Genomic DNA, 17,735 nt, shown 5'->3' with positions numbered 1-17,735 from the left:
TATCCAATACGGAGGCCATCCGATGAGCGTCGACACCCGGTCCGACGACACCGTCGACTCCACCGCGGCCCGGCCCGTCTCGTCCGGTGTGATCGCGATGCTGGCACTTCTGGCCGCCGTCGCTCCGCTGTCCATCGACATGTACCTCCCGGCGTTCCCCCGCATGGCGGAGGAGTTCGGTGTCAGCGCCTCGGCTATCCAGCTGACTCTCACCACGTTCCTGGTGGGGCTCGCCGTCGGAAACCTGGTGATCGGGCCGTTGTCCGACCGCTTCGGCAGGCGGCCCCTGCTGCTGATCGGCACCTTCGTCTCGATCATCGCCACGATTCTGTGCGCGTGGTCCCCGACGGTGGAGCTGCTCACCGTGTTCCGGTTCGTACAGGGCTTCACCGGTGCCGCCGGCGTCGTTCTCTCCCGCGCCGTCATCAGTGACCGTGCACGCGGCGCGGCGGCAGCGAAGCTGTTCAGCCTGCTCGTCCTGGTGAACGGCGTCGCTCCCGTCATCGCTCCGCTGCTCGGCGGTACCGTCATCGGCCTGACCGGGTGGCGCGGCGTGTTCTGGGTTCTCGCCGCGGTGTCCGTCCTCATGTTCGTCGGTGTGCTCGCCCTGCTGCCGGAGAGTCACCCGGCGGAACTCCGCAGCACCGGCGGCGTGTCCACCATGATGCGGGATGCTCGGGAGGTGTTGTCCAACAGGCGTTTCCTCGGCTTCGCCGGTGCGTTCGCCTTCGGATTCGGCGTCATGTTCGCGTACATCTCGGCGTCGCCGTTCGTACTCCAGGAAGTCCACGGCTTGTCGACGACGTGGTACTCCATCGCCTTCACCGCGAACGCTCTCGGCATCGTGGTGACCAGCGGAGCCAACGCGAAACTCGTCGATCGAGTACGTCCGGAAACGCTGCTGCGAGTCGGCCTCGTCGCCATGGTGACGTTCTCCGCGCTCCTGGTCGTCGACGCCGTCGTCGGGCCCTATCTGTGGGCGACGCTCGTCCTGCTGTGGTTCGCGGTGGCCAGCCTCGGTTTCATCATCGCCAACGCCACCACGCTCGCCCTCGGCGAAGCCCGTCGGGCCGCCGGAACCGGCTCCGCTGTCATGGGGGCGGCGCAGTTCGGGCTCGCCGCGGTCATCTCGCCGCTGGTGGGCCTCGGGGGCGAGGACACTGCGGTGCCCATGGCCGTCGCGATGCTGGTCAGTGCAGTCGTCGGGCTCGGCGCGGTGCTGGTCGGAACCCGTACGGTCACACCGGCACAGTGACGACGAAGGCGGTGCCGTCGTACACGACGTCACCGCCGTGCGCCCGCGCGAACGTGCGCGCGATCGTCAGTCCGAGCCCCGATCCTTCGGTGGAACGGGCGTCGTCGAGTCGGACCATCCTGTCGAAGATGCGGTCGGCCTCGTGCTCGGCGATGCCCCGTCCCTGATCCTGCACCGTCACGATCGCGGTGTCGGCCGACCTGGTGACGGTGAGGGTGACCGTCCCCTCGGGTGGTCCGTAGCGGAGGGCATTGTCGGTGAGGTTGGCCAGGATTCGAGCGAACCGTGCACCGTCGACACGCGCCACGACACTCTCGCCGTCGACCACCACGGTCGCGTCGGGAGCGATCACTCGCACGCGGTCCGCATCCGCCCGAACCAACGCGAGAAGATCCTGAGGCCGACGGTCCAGGTCGACGTCGTCATCGGTGCGCGCCGACATCAGAAGGTCGTCGATCAGCCGGGACGCGCGTCGCGACTCCCGAATCATCGACGCCAACAGTCGTTCTCGCACATCGCGATCCGTGTCGACGCCGCCACGTAGGAGAGTCTCCGCCGCGGCCGAGATGCCCGCCACCGGTGTCCTCAGATCGTGCGCCGCATCGTCGACGAACTGCCGCGTGCGATCCGCCGCAGCACGTTCCCGCGCCTCGGCGCCTTCGAGCTCGTCGAGCATCTCGTCGAAAGCCGTTGCAGTTTCGCCGAGTTCGGTGTCGGAACGGGTCGGAGCGAGTCGATCGCCTCGGTTACCTCTGGTGATGGACCGGGCCAGCGATGTCATGCTGCGCAGCGGCCGCAGCGACGCACCCACAACCACCGCCATGAGCAGAGCCGCGACCGCGGTCGCGACGAGAACCAGGGGAATCAGCACGATCAGCAACTGACGCTGCACGGCGTCGATCGACGACGTGTCGACCGCAACGGTCAACACCGATCCGTCTGTCAGCGTCGTCGTCGAGACTCGCGTCGGCCTAGTCTCTTCCGGGCCAGGTGGGGGTCCCGGCGGCGGGCCGCCCCCCGGGGTCGCCGGCGGGCGCAGTGCGGGCGGCGGTGCCGTCGCTCGGAGCGCGAGGTCGCCGACGATGCGACCGTCCGTCGTCACCAGTTGCGCCGCCACGTTCTCTCCCTGTGTGGCGGAGACGATTTCGGTGGGATCGGCACCGTTGTCCAGCAGCTGTTGCGCGGTGGCGGTGCGGCCGGCGAGGCTGTCCCCCGCGGACGCCTCGAGTTGCCGTTGCAGGAGAAATGTCGTGGCGACCACGATGCCGACCAGCAGAACGAGCACCACCGACATCACGGACAGAAGCAATCGCAGTCGTAGCGATCCGGTGCGCAGACCGCGCCGGGGTGAGGTCGTCATGTCGCCGGGCTCACGGTGTCGGCGGCCAACACGTAGCCGATGCCGCGACGGGTGTGCAGGATGCGCGGGCCGAACTCCTCGAGCTTGCGCCGCAGCGCGCTGATGTGGACCTCGACGAGGTTCTCGTCGTACGCGTCATAGCCCCACACCTGTGTCAGGATCTGGGTCTTGGATACCGTCCTACCCCGTTGTGCAGCGAGGTAGGACAACAGCTTCCACTCCGTCGCGGTCAGATTCAGGTGGTGACCCGAGCGTGTCGCGTCGCCGGACTCGGTGTCCACCGACACGTCACCGCACTCGATCGACGTGGCGACCGCGCCGTGTCGACGGAGCACGGCGGTCACGCGGGCGAGGAGTTCCGCCATGGCGAACGGCTTCACCAGATAGTCGTCCGCGCCGGCGGTCAGACCTGCGACACGATCGGAGATCGAGTCCCGTGCGGTCAACATCAACACCGCAGCATCGCCGGACCGCCTCACGACGCGCAGCAGCTCGAGCCCGTCGCGACCCGGAAGCATGATGTCCAGAACGACGAGGTGCGGACGGTGATCCGCCAGCGCCTGTTCGAGTGTCGACCCGTCCGGCGCGGAACGGACATCGGCGCCCATGTCCGCGATGGCCGTGGACACGGACAGCCGCAACGTCTCGTTGTCCTCGACCACGAGAATTCGCGGGGTCAGTGCCGGTCGCCGTTCGCTCACGACACCACTATGCGGGTCCGCGCCTGAAGACTTGCTGAAGACGAGCCCGCGAACCGCGCTACTTCAGGAAGGCTTCAGGTCCACGCCCGACTGTCGACATCACGAGCGGCGCCACCCCGGTGCCGACGACAGAGGGGACGAAGATGTCGACACGAAAGATGCGCGTCAGGACCGGCCGACTGGTTGCCGGAGCTGTACTGGCCGGTGGGCTCCTGCTAGGGGCGGTGGGCACCGCCTCCGCCGACGGTCCGGGTGAAGCCCCGCCGGTGTCGGAAAGTGCTGCGCCCGACGCGCCTGCACCCGACGCTGCCCCGGACGCCACCTGCGATCCTGCGGCTGCTCCCACTCCGCCTGCTGATGCTCCGACTCCGCCTGCTGATGCGCCGACGCCGCCTGAGGGTGCGCCGACTCCGCCTGCTGATGCGCCTGCGCCGCCCGAGGGTGCGCCGACTCCGCCTGCTGATGCGCCTGCGCCGGCCGAAGGTGCGCCGACGCCGCCTGCACCCGGATGCGGTCCTGAGGGTGGCCCGGCCGGCCATGGTCCCGCAGGCCCCGGTCCCGCGGGTCACGGTCCTGCAGGTCACGGCCCCGAGGGCGCCGGTCCGGCAGGCAAGGCACCTGAGGGTGCTCCGGCAGCGGCGGAATGCGCACCCCCGACGCCCTGATCGCCGGAACTGCGGTGGGTGTGCACACCCTTTCCAGCGCGCCACACCTTCTGCAGCTGGCCGTAGTGGGTGTGCGCTCCAGGGTGGGGGTGTGCACACACATTGCAGCACGGGAGGATCTCGGCAAGCTCCAGCAACCGCGCTGCTCACGGGCGGTGTGTGCACACCCTTTCCAGCGCGCCACACCCTCTGCGGCAGGCCGTAGGGGGTGTGCGCTTCACGGTGGGGGTGTGCACACCAATTGCAGCACGGGAGGATCTCGGCAAACTCCGGCCTGCGCGCTGCTCACGGGCGGCGTGTGCACACCCTTTCCAGCGCTCCACACCCTCTGCAGCAGGCCGCGGGGGGTGTTCGCCCAACGGTAGGGGTGTGCGCACCCCCTCCTGCACCCACAAAATCGTGAGCGATCAAACAGTAAGCACTCTAACTATCAGCGTAGGCTGGTTCTCGTGACCACCACCGACCCGCTCGCGCTCGACCGCCAGGTGTGTTTCGCCCTGGCCGTCACCAATCGAGCGGTGCTGTCCGTCTACCGGCCGCTCCTCGAGCCGCTCGGGCTGACGCACCCTCAGTACCTCGTCATGCTCGCGTTGTGGGAGCGGGCGCCGATGTCGGCGGGGGAGATCGCGTCGGCTCTGCAACTCGAGCCTGCCTCGCTGACGCCGCTGTTGAAGCGGCTCGATGCGGACGGTCTGCTCACTCGCCGCCGGAGCGACACCGACGAGCGTCGGTTGGTGATCGCCCTGAGCGACAAGGGAACGGCCCTGCGACGTTCAGCGGAGTCGATACCGGGAAAGGTCATAGAGGCGCTCGGGGCAGACGTGTCCGAACTGGAACGGTTGCACGAGGTGCTGAGCAGCATCAACACCGCCGCGATCGCAGCAGGTGCGTTGTCGACAGCCGAGGGAGGCACACGATGAGTCGGTCTCGACCCGGGCCGTTGCAGTGGATCGGTTACTCGTTCGGACGCACTCTGCCGCCGACGATGCAGGCCTGGGTGCGCAACGATCTGATCGGCGACAGGGCGGTGCCGCGGCATCTTCTGCGCAGCATGATCCCCTTCTTGCCCATCTTCGCCGCCTTTCTGCTGTTCCCGGGAGAGCTGTGGCTGCGCGGCGCGATGATCCTGCTCGCAGTGCTGCTGGCACTCTTCTACGCCGCGGCGTACATGGAGCCCAACAGGCGTCGCCGTCTGGCCGCGCACGGGCTGTCACCCGATCTGCAGAACCCCAAGAAGGTGGCGCGTGAGGAAGCCGAACGCCGGGCGTACGAGCGGTGGCACCCCGGCCGCTAGCTAGGCTGCATCTCGTGCGCCTGTGGCCCCGAAGTCTCCGAGAGGGGTCCGACCCCGATCCGCGATTCACCCTCGCCAACGAGCGCACGTACCTGGCGTGGGTCAGAACGTCGCTGGGCCTCGTTGCCACCGCTGCAGCGCTGGAAGCCTTCGGCGGGGATCTCCTGTCTCCGACCCTGCGGAGAGTTCTGGTGCTCGGGCTGCTGGGCGTGGCCGCGCTGCTGGTGATCGGTGCATTCGGACGCTGGATCCGTATCGAATCCGCGATGCGTCGCCGTGAATCACTTCCTCTCCCGGCCGCGGCTGCCATGCTGGCGGGTGGACTGGTGGTCGCCATCGTGGCCTTCGCCGTCGGGCTGAGGATGTGACGGCGCCCGGTCTCGCCGCCGAGCGCACCACTCTGGCCCGCATCCGGACGGCGCTGTCGGTCACCATGACCGCGTTGATCGTCTCTCGCGCGGTCCGTGACGATGCCGTTCTCGTCGTCGTCGCCCTGGTATGTGCCGCAGCATCACTTGCTGTCGTCGTGTGGCCGCGAGCCGCCTACCGAGTGCCTCTCGTCGCGCCCTGCGCAGTGACTGTGGTGCTCGCCGCAGTCGTGGCTGCATCGGTTCTGCGTGGGTGAGTCGCGTCCCCGCGGGTATACGCGACCGGTGAAAGAACTGTCGCCATGCTGACGGCCGCGCTCTACGGAATCGGCACCGCTCTGCCGCTGGTCGTGGGCGCTGCCGTCGGCCTTCGCTGGACACTCCCTAAACGAGTGTTGGCTGCGCTCATGGCATTCGGTGCCGGAACCATGATCGCCGCGGTGTCGTCCGAATTGTTCGAACCGGCGTTCCGGCAAGCGGGGATCGTCGTCGCGGGAATTGCTCTCTTCCTCGGCGCCGGCGTCTACGTGGTGGCGAACCACCTGATCGAGAACAAGCTGGGTCCCGCTGCGATCGGGTGGGCGCTGATGCTCGGAACGATTCTCGACGGCGTACCGGAGAACACCGCGCTGGGTGTGTCGCTGACGGGCGGGGGCGGCCTCGTTCTGCTGGTGGCCGTCGCGGTGGGCAACGTGCCCGAGGCGGTCGGCGGCGCCTCACTCATGCGTGACCGACACAATTTCTCGGCGGCCCGGGCGATGGCGTTGTGGACCGCGACGGCGGTGGTCCTGGTCGCTGTGACCGTCCTCGGATACGGCTTGTCCGACGCAATTCCGGATGTCGGGATCTCGACAGTGCAAGCCTTCGCCGGCGGCGCGACGCTGGCAGTGCTCGCGGACTCACTGATGCCGGAGGCCTACAAGGACGGCGGGTGGTGGGTCGGCATGTCGACGGCACTGGGTTTCCTCGTCGCCTTCGCCCTCGGCGGATGAGTGTGACCGGCATCACCTGTCCATGGCGTGCGCTTTCCGTGTCGACTCTCGTCTCACCTTTCAGAACGCGGCAGTCACCCGCTACCGCTCGGAACGAAAGGATTCATCATGGGAATCGTCGACAAGGCAAAGAACGCAGCAGAAGACGCCATCGGCAAGGCCAAGGAAGTTATCGGTGACGCCACCGACAACAAGGACCTCGAGGCCGAGGGCAAGAAGGACCAGGGCTCGGCCGGCGTGAAGAAGGTCGGCGAGAACATCAAGGACACCTTCAAGTAAGCAGTACTTCACTCGCACCCGGGCGGCGCCGGACCCACGAGGGTCCATCGCCGCCCGTGGTGTGTCCGGAGCCTGTCCGGACGCCCCGAACCGACCGCGCAGACATGTTTCGCGGAGGCCCCAGTGGCCGATTCCTCACTCGATCACCGGCAGGGACCGGTGACGTCTTCGAAAGGCACGACCATGACCGACACCACCACCACGCACGCCCACACCGGACGTCGACGCGCAGGCGGATTCTTCTCCAAGCTCTCTCTCCTCGTCGCGCTGATCCTCACGGTGGCCCTGGTCATCTTCATCCTGCAGAACACCATTCACACCACCATCAACTTCGTGGGGTGGAACTTCGACCTCGCTCAGGGTGTCGCGCTGCTCGGCGCTGCCGTCGTCGGTGCGATCATCGCGTTCGCGATCTCCGCAGCTCTCCGGGTCCGTCGCGCCGTCAAGTAGTCACTCGGCGTCGACATGCGGGGGTCGCGCGCGTTCCTCGAGGAGCGCGCGGACCGCTGCGGACGGCATGGGCCGTCCGAGGTGGTAACCCTGCGCCAGACGCCCGCCGCAGGACCGGTACGCCTCGGCCTGCTCGGCCGTCTCCACTCCTTCGCCGACGACTTCGACCCCGAATGCGTCTCCCAGCATGACGATTGCCGAGACGATTGCGTGCGGTCGTACGCCCGGTAGCGCGCCGATGTAGGAGCCGTCGATCTTCAGGCAGTCGAAGATCGGGTACCGGTCGAGATAGGCGATCGAGCTGTGACCGGTCCCGAGATCGTCGAGGGCCAGTGTCACGCCCATGTCGTGGAGTTTGCTCAGAGTGCGTGCCACTCGCGTGTTCTCCTGTACCCACACCATTTCGGTGATCTCCAACCCCAGCCGCGTCGCCGGCAACCCCGTCCGTTCCAGCACTCGGGTGACCGACTCGGCGAAGTCGGGATCGTTGAGCTGGTGCGCGCTCACGTTCACGCGCACCGTGATGTGGTCCGGCCAGTCCAGCGCATCACGGCACGCGGTGTCGAGCGCCCAGTCGCCGAGTGTGCCCACCAACCCGGTCCGTTCGGCTACCGCGACGAATTCGCTGGGCGGTACGGCGCCCAGCGTCGGATGATCCCAGCGCGCCAGGGCCTCCACGGAGACGACGGCATCCTTCTCCAGGCCGAAGATCGGTTGATACTCGACCCGCAAGCTGTTGTCCGCGAGCGATTGTCGGAGATCCGCCGCGAGGCGGAACACCCTGTCCGCCTCGTACTTGTCCTGGATGTCGAAGACATCGATCGTTCCCGGTGCCGTCGCTTTCGCGCGGTACATCGCGAGGTCGGCCCGGCGCACCATCTCCTCCGCGGAGGTATCCGGATGCTGCAGAAGCGCGATGCCGATGCCGATGCTGGCGCTGAACGCCATCGTCTGATCGTCGCGGGTATCCACCGTCGACAGTGCCCGTGAGATGCGTTGTGCACGTCGGCGCGCATCGTCCTCGTCCACGACGTGTTCGCAGACCACCAGGAACTCGTCGCCGCCCAGTCGCGCGACGGTGTCACCGCCCGGAACCACGTGTTCCAACTTGCGCGACAGCGAGATCAGCGCGGCATCACCGTGAGAGTGGCCCAAGCTGTCGTTGACGGTCTTGAAGTCGTCCAGATCTGCGAGTATCACCGCCACCGTGGTGTCCGAATCCCTCACGTGCGCAGTGGCTTCCTCGATCCGTCGGTACGCCAGGGTTCGATTGCCCAACCCGGTCAAGGGATCGTGCAACGATCTGTAGCGCAATTCCTGTTCGAGTTCGATGCGCCGGATGGCGGCGGCGAGGATGTCGGCGGCCGTCTGCAGAAATCGCAGGTCTCTTACCGAGAAGTCACGCGGTGATGCGCTGTGGACCGTCAGAACGCCGGGGAGTGAGGCCGAGTGGAAAGGGACGCAGACGGCGCTGGCGAGTCCGCGGGACTCCATCGTGGACGTGTCGAATCGTCGTTCCTCAGCGGCATCGGGGCACACGACCAGCTCACCGGTACTCACTGCGAGACCGGGAGCGGAGCGGGTGCCGAGACCGAAGCGGGTGGGTGGCTCGCTGACGCCGCTGTATCCGACGACGTCGAGTGCGGTCCCGGCCTCGTTCAGGCGGGCGACGGACGAACACTCCGTTCCCCTCAGAGCCGTGGCCGCACCGGTCGTCACCGCGAGAATCGTGTCCAGATCACCGTCCACGGCCCGCCGACCCAGTTCGCTGATCGCGCTCTGCTCGCGGATGCGGTACGCCGCCGACGCGAGATCGGGGGTCGGCGCGGAATCATCGTCTTCAGAGGTGCCGCGGCGTTGCATGACGGCGGCGACCAACGGCTCGGAGGCGCCGTCCTGAGGAACGACGAACGTGGAGATCGAGACCGGAATCGGGTCACCGGTGTCGATTCGACGCAGTTCGCCGAGTCCCCGCCACAGTCCTGTCTCCTGGAGGGACCGTTCGACGTCGGGTGCGGTGAGCAAGCCGACGTCGGAGAAGAAGTTCCACGTGGACAGGCGCCGCACCGCGTCGAGACCGGCTGCGCCCACCATCGCGATGCCCGCCGGATTCATGTACAGCACTCTGCCGCGGGGGTCCGACACCGCGACCAGATCGGGCGCAGCGTCGAGCACGGCCGGCAATCCGGTCACGCCCAGACCTTCGACAGTCACCGTCACCTCCTGACATGAGTCGACCGGCGCCCTCCGGTCCCCGCGGGGTATCCAGAAAACGCCGGTCGAATCAGTCGGCGATCAGGTGATCGTCAGTCGCGAGGAGGGACCTGAGCCTCGACGCCGCCACCGTTGTGCTCGGGGCCCGATGCCGGGTGCCCCGCGGGAACGCGATTCCGGAATCGTGCTGCCTCGCTGGGCTGCGACGAGGAACCGCCGACGCGCTCGCCGCGGTATGGTCCGGGCTTCGGGGCCATTTTTCCGCCGGGGAAGGCGAGCCGAATGATGGTGCGCTGCACCGATCCCCACTGCTTGATGAAGGGCCCCGTGTTGTACGGAAGCTGGTAGCGCTCGCAGATGTCCTTGATCTTCGGCGCGACTTCCTTGTACCGGGTGCTGGGCATGTCCGGGTACAGGTGGTGCTCCACCTGGTAGCTGAGGTTGCCACTCATCAGATGGAACAGCGAAGAACCCTCGATGTTGGCCGCACCCACGAGCTGACGGACGTACCAGCCGCCGCGGGACTCGTTCTCCGTCTCTTCCTTGCTGAAGGTGTAGGCCTGGTCCGGGAAGTGACCGCAGAAGATGATTGCGTTACTCCAGACGTTGCGAATGATGTTGGCGACGAAGTCTGCCGTCAGCGTGGCGACGAAGGTGCGTTCGATGCCGGCGCCGTGCTTGTCCAGAACCTTGGCCACGGAGTTGGTCGCCTTCGACGAGCTCAGTGAGCGCAACCGCGCTCCCAGCCTCGACTTGCCGGCGCCGGACACGCGTCCACCCGACGCGACCTGCACAGCACCGTAGGCGAGAGCACTGACCGCGGGCCAGCCGATGTAGTCCTTGACGATCTGACGCCGCGCCTTGGTGCCGATGCCACGAAGATCGTGGAGCAGGTCCTTTACAGGCTTCTCGCCCCGTCGGATCGCTTCGATGTCGAGATCGTGGAGAGCGACGCCCCACTCGAAGAACGCCGTGAGCAGCAGGTTGTAGAAAGGCTGCGCGAGGTAGACCGGCGACCAGGGCTGGTTGGGATCGATGCGCATGATCTCGTAGCCGAGATCCTTGTCCTTGCCGCGGATGTTCGTGTACGTGTGGTGCACGAAGTTGTGGGAGTGCTTCCACGCCTCGGCGGTGGATGCCGTGTCCCAGTCCCATACGGAGGAGTGGATGTCCGGGTCGTTCATCCAGTCCCACTGGCCGTGCATGACGTTGTGGCCGATCTCCATGTTCTCGAGAATCTTGGCCACACCGAGGCATGCGGTGCCCGCGAGCCATGCCGTACGACTCGTCGAGCCGAACAGGATGACGCGGCCGGCGACAGCGAGTTGACGCTGAGCCGCGATGACCGTGGTGATGTAGTTGCGATCGCGTTCACCGAGGTCTGCGTAGACCTCGTCGTGAATGGCGTCGAATTCCTTGGCGAGCGCTTCGATGGTCTCATCGCTCAGATGTGCGAGCGGATGCTCGACGGAAAATTCCCGTTTGCCGGTATCGATACTCATGACGAACCCTCCCTGGTACTGCAGTGTTGTGAACCGGTCTCGTCAGAGATCGATTTCGACATCTCCCTCGGCGGTGTTCACGCAGATGCGAACCGCCTGCCCTGTAGGCTCGGAGACTTCCCCGTTACGTAGGTCTCTCAAACGTCCCTTTTTCAAGGTACCTGTGCAGGTATGGCAGATGCCGATCCTGCACCCGAACTTGAGATCGAGTCCCGCTTCCTCCCCGGCCGCGAGAATCGGTGTACCTCCGTCACATTCGACTTCGGTGTTGCTTCTGACGAAGCGGACTGTGCCGCCTTCTCCTTCTTCGTCACCACCACCGATGACGGGTTGGAAACTTTCGTAGTGGAATTTCTCGGGGTCACCCTCGGATTTCCAGTAGTCCCGCAGATCGTCCAGGAGATCGCCGGGACCGGAGCAGAATGCCTCCCGCTCGCGCCAATCGGGGCACAATTCGTCCAGATCAGTGGCCTTCATTCGGCCTCGCTCCTCGGTCACCCGGAGGTCGAGCCGGAGCGTCGAATGCTTGCGATCGAGACGCTCGAGGGTCTCGGAGAACATCGTCTGGTCGCGGCTGTGCACGGAATGGATGACGACGACGTCGTGCATGGCGCCCATGTGGTCGAGTTCTCGCAGCATGCTCATGATCGGCGTGATGCCGCTGCCCGCGCTGATGTAGAGCAGCTTGGCCGGCACGGGATCGGGCAGCGTGAAGACGCCTTCGATCTCGCTCAGTCGCACGATGTCGCCCGCCTTGATGCCCTGCACCAGGTACGGGGACACGGTGCCCTCGGGAACCAGCTTGGGGCTGACGGAGATCAGGCCGTGATCGCCGTGCGGGTCCGAGGTGATCGAGTACGCGCGCCAGTGATAGCGGCCGTCGATGACCACGCCCAGCCGGAGGTACTGGCCGGGCTCGTGCCCACCCCAGTCGTATCCCGGTCTGATGAACACCGAGACCGCGTCGGTGCCCTCTCTCTCGACCCGGTCGACCTTCCCGCGAAGCTCCTGGGTGGTCCACAACGGATTGATCATCTCGAAGTAGTCGTCCGGACGAAGCGGGTTCGACAGGTGTTTGAATACCTTGAGCATGGTTCGGCGAAGCACCGATACCTGGGGTCGTGCGCCACGTTCTGCCACGCCGCACACGCTATCGCCACAGCACGGATCTACGATCGCAAACGACCGATTGTGGGCAGAAATGCGTGCCGGACACGATGTCGGTCATCGCGAACAAAGAACGACCGTTGTGGTTTGAACGAGCACGTCCCGGTTCCGGCGGCGTGCGAGCTGAGTGTGAGGGGCTTGCGCAGTGCCGATCGTGGACAACGCCGTGTACGTACATGGGGCCCGAGCCGACGAACCGGAGAGCCTCGACCGGACCTACGAGCTCCTGCGTGCGTGCGGTGGGATGGCCTGGATCGGTTTGTACCGGCCCGACAAGACCGAGATCGAGTCGGTGGCCACCGAATTCGACTTGCACCGGCTCGCGGTGGAGGACACCGTGTCCGCGCATCAGCGACCGAAGCTCGAACGCTACGGCGACCAACTGTTCGTGGTGCTGCACCCCGCGCGGTACATCGACGAGACCGAGAAGGTCGAGTTCGGCGAGCTGCACGTGTTCTGCGGTCGCGACTTCGTCGTCACCATCCGTCACGCAGAATCGCCGGACCTCGGCGTGGTCCGCAAGCGACTCGAGAACACGCCGAAACTACTCGAACTGGGAACCGAGGCCGTTCTCTACGCCATTCTCGACCAGGTGGTCGACGAGTACGAACCGGTCGTCGCGGGCCTCGAGAACGACATCGACGAAATCGACGACCAGTTGTTCACCGGTGATCCCGACGTATCCCGGCGCATCTACGAACTCTCGCGCGAGGTCATCGAGTTCCAGCGCGCCACGCATCCCCTGGTGTCGATGATCGAAGCGCTCGGCCGAGGTTCCGAGAAGTACAACGTCGACATCGAACTGCGGCGCAACCTTCGCGACGTCCTGGACCACGCGATCCGGATCACCGAGCGAGTCGACTCGTTCCGTGCGAACCTGCAGAACGCACTGTCGGTGCACACGACCCTGGTCGGACAGCGTCAGAACGACGAGATGCGCGCGATGACGCAGGTGAGTCTCGAACAGAACGAGCAGGTCAAGCGCATCTCGTCCTGGGGCGCCATCCTCTTCGCACCCACGCTGATCGCCGGTATCTACGGCATGAACTTCGAGCACATGCCGGAGTTGGGATGGACGTTCGGTTATCCCGCGGCCGTCAGCGCGATGCTGCTCGCGTCGTGTGCGCTGTACGTGGTCTTCCGCAAGCAGAAGTGGCTGTAAGCGCACGGCTCAGCGCAACCGACCCGGTGCGAGGTCGTCCGCGGAGACGCCGCGGTCGGTGACGTCGGCCGGAAGCGGCTCGCGGCGTATCAGTGCGGCGCCGACCCGAGCGAGCGCCGCGCACGTCTGGATGCCGTATCCGCCCTGCCCGGCGCACCAGAAGAACCCCTCCGAACGATCGTCGAAGCCGACGACGGGGGTGCGGTCGGGCACGAACGAGCGCAGGCCCGCCCACGACGACGTGACACGGCGGCCGGTGACGACGGTGGCCTCGCCGATCTCGTCCAGGGCGCGCGCGATCTCGAGGTCGTCCGCCGCAGCGTCGCTCGGGGGACACGGAGTCTCGTCGGCGGGTGAACAGAGCAACCGGGTCCCCTCCGGCTTGATGTAGAACGCCTCGTCCATGTCGCTGATCAGCGGGTGCCGGCCTGCTGCGATGCCCTCCGGTGCGTTCATGACGAAGATGGTCCGGCGTCGCGGTTCCAGGCCGATCGGTCGTACACCGGCGAGCTCGGCGAGCGTGTCGGCCCACGCCCCGGCCGCGTCCACCAGCGTCGACGCCGTGACCGTCTCTCCGTCGGACATGTCCACCGACCATCGGCCGGCGACGCGCCGAACGCTCGTCACCCGGGATCCGGTCCGGACCGACGTCCCGCGGTCCCGTGCTCCGCGGAGAAAACCCTGATGGAGGGCGTCGACATCCATGTCGAGAGCACCGGGCTCCAGGATCGCCGCGTCGACCGCGTCCCGACGCAACAACGGTGCGCACTCGACGGTCTCCGCGGCGTCGAGAAGTCGTGCGTCCGGCGACAGGTCACGTAACGAGTCGAACGCTGCGGTCAGTGCGTCGGCGCGGCCCGGTGCAGCGAACTGCACGAACGGCCGCGGAGTCATGATCGTGGATCGGACCATGTCCGGGGGGTCGAGCAGGAACGCCCGGCTGGCAGTCGTCAGCCCCCGGATGACGTGGTTGCCGTAGGTCTCGAGGAACATGGCGGCCGAGCGGCCCGTCGAATGCACGGCCAACGACGACTCCGCCTCGACGACGCAGACGGAACGATCCGAGGACAGCTCGTAGGCGAGGGAAACCCCGGCGATACCGCCTCCGACCACGAGAACATCGACATCGCTGCTCATGACCGCCGATCCTAGGCCGCGTTCCGTGTGGGAAAGGAGCCGTAGGGGTACCCCCGGCTCCACATACTCGAGGAGAAACAATGAATACAGCTGTCTGGATCGTCATCGCCGTCGTGGTGGTGCTGCTGATCGTCGCTATTGCTGTCGCCCTGTCGAAGAAGAGCAAGCAGAAGCGCGTCGAGAAGGCCGGTGAGATCCGCGAGCGTGCCGCAGAGCGCAGTGCCCACGTCGAGCATTCCGAGGCGCTGGCGCAGAAGTCCGAGGCGGATGCGCGTCGGGCGCAGGCCGAGGCCGATGCGAAGGCAGCCGAGGCGAAGCTGGCGCAGCAGCGCGCGCACGAGCACCAGGGTGCCGCGGCAGGCCAGCGCGACGAGCTCGATCGTGAGTGGGAGCGGGCGAACAAGCTCGACCCGACCGTTCACGACGACGGAACTCCCCGTGGTGGCGACCGCGCAGCAACCGACGGCCGCGACGCCGGACGTCAGGATCAGGTGCGTCAGGACCTGCCGGGCCATCACGACCAGGTGCGTCAGGACCAGGTCCGTCAGGATCAGGTTCGCCAGGATCCTCAGGGACGTCACGAGCGCTGACGTACCGCCTCGACCACTCGCTCGGAGGCGATGACCGGGTCCTCGTGTTCCCAGATGCGCACGACGGTCCAGCCGGCCTCGGCGAGACGTCGATCGGTGTCACGGTCTCGCGCGACGTTGGCGGCCAGTTTGTCCGCCCACCACTGGGCGTTGTTCTTAGGATGCGTCGCGTGTTGCGGGCAGCTGTGCCAGAAGCATCCGTCGACGTAGACGGCAACGAGCCGACGTGGGAACACCACGTCGGCTCTTCGTCTCATACCCGGTAGCGGCGCCTTGTCGACGAAGTAGCGCAAGCCGACACGGTGGAGTTCCCGGCGCAGCGCCACCTCCGGCTTGGTGTCGCGGCGGCGCTGCTTGGCCATCCGTGCACTGGTCGCGGCATCCGTCCTCGGCATCAGTCGTCGTCGTCCGGTTCCGACCAGCTGGGCGCGAACCTGTTGCGCCGCTCCACTTCTGCGTGCACCACCTCGACGAAGTCGTCGAAGCTCAGCGTGTTCCTGTCCGACGGCCTGCCGTTGCGCGGGGGCGAGTCGTCGACGTCGAAGAACCGCACCTCACCGCGGTACGGCCCGTCGGGTTCGTAGAGGCCGATGAACACTTTCTCGAACAGGTCGTATCGCGTGTCCTCCGCGCCCAGGTCGACCCACGCCTTGCTCGGTCCGCCGAGCACCGCGCGCTTGCCGCGTCCGGATCGTTTGGACAGCGTCGTGACGTGGTGTGCGAACGAACTCTTGCCGGTGTCGCTGCTCTTTCCAGGGTCACCGTCCTCGCACGTCGCCCACGGTTCGAACATCACTCCCACCAACACGCTGTACGGCTGACGTTGGTGCAGCACCATCGCTTCGCCGCGGAGCTCATGGTCGTTGCGGACGATGTTCTTGGTCCACCTTCCCAAGCGTCCGGAGGTGGGGCTGTAGTCCTGGAAGCTGTACGTCTTGATGGACACGCACAGGATCAATCCGAGCGTCGGGTCCAGGGCTTTGACGTCCAGGCGCTTGCGCCCCTTCGCGACGTCGACCTGCGCCTCCTGGCCGACTCCGTGGACATCGGGTGTGATCGACGGGTAGCGAGGACGGAGTGCATCCGCCACCACCTGCGCCAGATTGTTGGACAGCCGTTGGGCGTAGTTCTTCTTCTCCCCACGATCGGCATCCGGCGCCGGCCGATCACCGGCGAAGTCGAGGGCGAATGTCAACGGATACATCAGGCGACTCGAACCGGTTCGGGTACCGGAGTCGGTTCGGTCATCCGGTGCAGATGCGACTCGACGGTATCGAGAAAACCTGGAGCAAAGCGCAGGCGACCGGACCTGGCGCGCTTGAGAAATCCGGCAGTTGCCCTGGCGGACAACAGCTTCGACTCGGTGAGGAAGCCGCTCAGATCCTCGTACGGATGCTGGACCGGCCAGGTGCTGGTGGCCACGCGGAAGGTGCGACGGTCCTTTCCCCATGCAGCCGAGGGCCAACTCTGACCCGGTGCCAGCTCGACATCAGCCGAGCCGTCGTACGGGCTGGGAGCATCGAGCTGCTCGCCGACCCACGACGCCATCCGCACGCTGACCGCATTGCCCACCAGCTTCCACCGGTGGCCCGCCCGGACACCCGGCACGTCCGTCGCGGGCGTCGTCCATCCGGCGTCGAAACCCTGAAGGCGCTCGACGTCGGTGATGCCGGGTGTCACCACCTCACCCGACGGCAATCGCACCGCGGGTGGGCTGGCGATACCCAGAGTCGAGCCGCCCTTGAGTGTGGGCACCGCGTTCACGGCCCAGCCGAGTCCGCGGACTCCCTCGGTCCAGTAGAAGCCGCACGGGAGCACGTCGGCATCACCGGGCTCCGGCATGCCGGCATCCGGCCCGAACAGCACCTCGCGAGGATCGTCGGTCCGCGATGCGAGCATGACGACGCGCTGCCGCCGTTGGGGCAGGCCGAAGGACCGTGCGTCGACCACGCGGTAGGCCCACATGTAGCCGAGGTCCTCGAGCGCATGGGTGATGTGGCGCATCGCCGCTCCGCGGCCGAGTTGGAGCATGAACGGCACGTTCTCGATCAGAAGCCACCGCGGACCGCGCTTCCGAGCCACCAAACGGAAGACCTCGTCCACCAGACCCGACCGTGTTCCGGTGATGCCGGCGGTCCGGCCCGCCTGCGAGAGATCCTGGCAGGGGAAGCCCGCCGCGACGAGTTCGGTGGCGGGGGGCAGGGCGCGGAGCGTGGTGACATCCGTGTGGAGAGGGACGTCGGGAAAGCGCGACCGCAGTACCGCGCCGGCTCCCGCGTCGATCTCGCACAGCATCGACGTCGACCACCCGTGTCGGGACAAGCCCAGCTCGAGCCCGCCGATACCGGCGAACAAGCCGACCATCCCACGTTCCGACACGACCACGAACTCCTCACGACGTAAACTCGATCCGACTTCGAGTGAGGCTACTCGAGAACACCGACACGGCCTTTCGAGCCGCGCCCGTGGTGGTGTGAGCGATTCCGGACCGACGCCGTCGCGTGCGCGGCCTCACGCCTCCTGTCGCCGGCGCTCGGGAGAACCGGCTGTTCGCGGAGGTTTCGTCCCACGTCGGCGGGGCACCCCTCGGGCTGCGAGA

The 17,735-nt window shown here is 66.6% G+C and carries 19 protein-coding genes; 10 read left to right on the top strand and 9 right to left on the bottom strand.

The window, feature by feature from the left end:
* Nucleotides 1–22 precede the first annotated feature (22 nt).
* Nucleotides 23–1,255 carry a multidrug effflux MFS transporter gene (locus tag RU01_RS13390; protein WP_082043096.1) on the top strand — a complete coding sequence of 411 codons (1,233 nt, stop codon included), beginning with the start codon at nt 23–25 and terminating at the stop codon, nt 1,253–1,255.
* On the opposite strand, the gene RU01_RS13385 is transcribed toward RU01_RS13390, so the two are convergent.
* Both RU01_RS13385 and RU01_RS13380 read right to left on the bottom strand, forming a co-directional pair.
* Complete coding sequence (locus tag RU01_RS13385; RefSeq protein ID WP_042575059.1) at nt 1,239–2,615, bottom strand: sensor histidine kinase; 1,377 nt, start codon at nt 2,613–2,615, stop codon at nt 1,239–1,241. The two genes, RU01_RS13390 and RU01_RS13385, sit on opposite strands and share 17 nt — an antisense overlap.
* Nucleotides 2,612–3,316 (bottom strand): response regulator transcription factor, encoded by a 705-nt coding sequence (locus tag RU01_RS13380; RefSeq protein WP_231568709.1) that lies wholly within the window; start codon nt 3,314–3,316, stop codon nt 2,612–2,614. Before RU01_RS13380 ends, RU01_RS13385 begins: the two co-directional genes overlap by 4 nt.
* A 1,114-nt stretch (nt 3,317–4,430) precedes the next feature.
* On the opposite strand from RU01_RS13380, the gene RU01_RS13370 reads away from it, so the two are divergent.
* From RU01_RS13370 to RU01_RS13340, 7 genes are all read left to right on the top strand, one after another.
* A complete protein-coding gene (locus RU01_RS13370) occupies nt 4,431–4,901 on the top strand; it encodes a MarR family winged helix-turn-helix transcriptional regulator (protein WP_042575058.1) in 471 nt (156 codons plus the stop codon).
* Entirely contained in the window at nt 4,898–5,275 is a 378-nt protein-coding gene (locus tag RU01_RS13365) for a DUF5313 family protein (RefSeq protein WP_042575057.1), read from the top strand. Before RU01_RS13370 ends, RU01_RS13365 begins: the two co-directional genes overlap by 4 nt.
* 14 nt (nt 5,276–5,289) lie before the next feature.
* Nucleotides 5,290–5,643: a YidH family protein gene (locus RU01_RS13360; RefSeq protein ID WP_082043095.1), complete on the top strand. Its 354-nt coding sequence runs from the start codon at nt 5,290–5,292 to the stop codon at nt 5,641–5,643.
* On the top strand, nt 5,640–5,900 hold the full coding sequence (locus RU01_RS13355) for a DUF202 domain-containing protein (RefSeq protein WP_042575056.1): 261 nt from the start codon (nt 5,640–5,642) through the stop codon (nt 5,898–5,900). Before RU01_RS13360 ends, RU01_RS13355 begins: the two co-directional genes overlap by 4 nt.
* 45 nt (nt 5,901–5,945) lie before the next feature.
* Nucleotides 5,946–6,635, top strand: coding sequence for a ZIP family metal transporter (locus tag RU01_RS13350; RefSeq protein ID WP_042575055.1), 690 nt, complete (start codon nt 5,946–5,948; stop codon nt 6,633–6,635).
* 108 nt (nt 6,636–6,743) lie between these two features.
* A complete protein-coding gene (locus tag RU01_RS13345; RefSeq protein WP_042575054.1) occupies nt 6,744–6,914 on the top strand; it encodes a CsbD family protein in 171 nt (56 codons plus the stop codon).
* Between the two features lie 183 nt (nt 6,915–7,097).
* Entirely contained in the window at nt 7,098–7,364 is a 267-nt protein-coding gene (locus tag RU01_RS13340; RefSeq protein WP_042575053.1) for a lipopolysaccharide assembly protein LapA domain-containing protein, read from the top strand.
* Here RU01_RS13340 and RU01_RS13335 read toward each other — a convergent pair whose 3' ends face one another.
* The 3 genes from RU01_RS13335 to RU01_RS13325 all read right to left on the bottom strand — a co-directional run bounded on the left by RU01_RS13335 (nt 7,365) and on the right by RU01_RS13325 (nt 12,220).
* A complete protein-coding gene (locus tag RU01_RS13335) occupies nt 7,365–9,578 on the bottom strand; it encodes a sensor domain-containing protein (RefSeq protein ID WP_042575107.1) in 2,214 nt (737 codons plus the stop codon).
* A 92-nt stretch (nt 9,579–9,670) separates the two neighbouring features.
* Entirely contained in the window at nt 9,671–11,080 is a 1,410-nt protein-coding gene (locus RU01_RS13330) for a fatty acid desaturase family protein (RefSeq protein WP_042575052.1), read from the bottom strand.
* 42 nt (nt 11,081–11,122) lie between these two features.
* Complete coding sequence (locus tag RU01_RS13325; RefSeq protein ID WP_042575051.1) at nt 11,123–12,220, bottom strand: ferredoxin reductase; 1,098 nt, start codon at nt 12,218–12,220, stop codon at nt 11,123–11,125.
* A 172-nt stretch (nt 12,221–12,392) separates the two neighbouring features.
* On the opposite strand from RU01_RS13325, the gene RU01_RS13320 reads away from it, so the two are divergent.
* Entirely contained in the window at nt 12,393–13,409 is a 1,017-nt protein-coding gene (locus RU01_RS13320) for a magnesium and cobalt transport protein CorA (protein WP_042575050.1), read from the top strand.
* Between the two features lie 9 nt (nt 13,410–13,418).
* Here the strand turns inward: RU01_RS13320 and RU01_RS13315 are convergent, their stop codons facing one another.
* Nucleotides 13,419–14,546 (bottom strand): NAD(P)/FAD-dependent oxidoreductase, encoded by a 1,128-nt coding sequence (locus RU01_RS13315; RefSeq protein ID WP_042575049.1) that lies wholly within the window; start codon nt 14,544–14,546, stop codon nt 13,419–13,421.
* 80 nt (nt 14,547–14,626) lie between these two features.
* On the opposite strand from RU01_RS13315, the gene RU01_RS13310 reads away from it, so the two are divergent.
* Nucleotides 14,627–15,136, top strand: coding sequence for a hypothetical protein (locus RU01_RS13310; protein ID WP_052493274.1), 510 nt, complete (start codon nt 14,627–14,629; stop codon nt 15,134–15,136).
* Here the strand turns inward: RU01_RS13310 and RU01_RS13305 are convergent.
* The 3 genes from RU01_RS13305 to RU01_RS13295 are packed head-to-tail and all read right to left on the bottom strand — an operon-like array spanning nt 15,124 to nt 17,500.
* Nucleotides 15,124–15,531: a very short patch repair endonuclease gene (locus RU01_RS13305; RefSeq protein ID WP_042575048.1), complete on the bottom strand. Its 408-nt coding sequence runs from the start codon at nt 15,529–15,531 to the stop codon at nt 15,124–15,126. The two genes, RU01_RS13310 and RU01_RS13305, sit on opposite strands and share 13 nt — an antisense overlap.
* Nucleotides 15,531–16,340 carry a hypothetical protein gene (locus RU01_RS13300; protein ID WP_042575047.1) on the bottom strand — a complete coding sequence of 270 codons (810 nt, stop codon included), beginning with the start codon at nt 16,338–16,340 and terminating at the stop codon, nt 15,531–15,533. Before RU01_RS13300 ends, RU01_RS13305 begins: the two co-directional genes overlap by 1 nt.
* Nucleotides 16,340–17,500: a DNA cytosine methyltransferase gene (locus tag RU01_RS13295; protein WP_042575105.1), complete on the bottom strand. Its 1,161-nt coding sequence runs from the start codon at nt 17,498–17,500 to the stop codon at nt 16,340–16,342. Before RU01_RS13295 ends, RU01_RS13300 begins: the two co-directional genes overlap by 1 nt.
* Between the last annotated feature and the right edge of the window lie 235 nt (nt 17,501–17,735).

The sequence above is a fragment of the Rhodococcus sp. MEB064 genome (genome assembly GCF_000834565.1).
GTDB lineage: Bacteria > Actinomycetota > Actinomycetes > Mycobacteriales > Mycobacteriaceae > Rhodococcoides.
The sequence above is the reverse complement of the archived record's forward strand: the minus strand, read 5'-3'. Positions and strand labels throughout refer to the sequence as shown.

Bases quoted from the DNA above. Each gene is read 5' to 3' on its own strand.
- RU01_RS13390 (WP_082043096.1), top strand. From the start codon at position 23: ATGAGCGTCGACACCCGGTCCGACGACACCGTCGACTCCACCGCGGCC.
- RU01_RS13385 (WP_042575059.1), bottom strand. From the start codon at position 2,615: ATGACGACCTCACCCCGGCGCGGTCTGCGCACCGGATCGCTACGACTG.
- RU01_RS13365 (WP_042575057.1), top strand. From the start codon at position 4,898: ATGAGTCGGTCTCGACCCGGGCCGTTGCAGTGGATCGGTTACTCGTTC.
- RU01_RS13350 (WP_042575055.1), top strand. From the start codon at position 5,946: ATGCTGACGGCCGCGCTCTACGGAATCGGCACCGCTCTGCCGCTGGTC.
- RU01_RS13345 (WP_042575054.1), top strand. From the start codon at position 6,744: ATGGGAATCGTCGACAAGGCAAAGAACGCAGCAGAAGACGCCATCGGC.
- RU01_RS13340 (WP_042575053.1), top strand. From the start codon at position 7,098: ATGACCGACACCACCACCACGCACGCCCACACCGGACGTCGACGCGCA.
- RU01_RS13330 (WP_042575052.1), bottom strand. From the start codon at position 11,080: ATGAGTATCGATACCGGCAAACGGGAATTTTCCGTCGAGCATCCGCTC.
- RU01_RS13315 (WP_042575049.1), bottom strand. From the start codon at position 14,546: ATGAGCAGCGATGTCGATGTTCTCGTGGTCGGAGGCGGTATCGCCGGG.
- RU01_RS13310 (WP_052493274.1), top strand. From the start codon at position 14,627: ATGAATACAGCTGTCTGGATCGTCATCGCCGTCGTGGTGGTGCTGCTG.
- RU01_RS13305 (WP_042575048.1), bottom strand. From the start codon at position 15,531: ATGCCGAGGACGGATGCCGCGACCAGTGCACGGATGGCCAAGCAGCGC.
- RU01_RS13300 (WP_042575047.1), bottom strand. From the start codon at position 16,340: ATGTATCCGTTGACATTCGCCCTCGACTTCGCCGGTGATCGGCCGGCG.
- RU01_RS13295 (WP_042575105.1), bottom strand. From the start codon at position 17,500: ATGGTCGGCTTGTTCGCCGGTATCGGCGGGCTCGAGCTGGGCTTGTCC.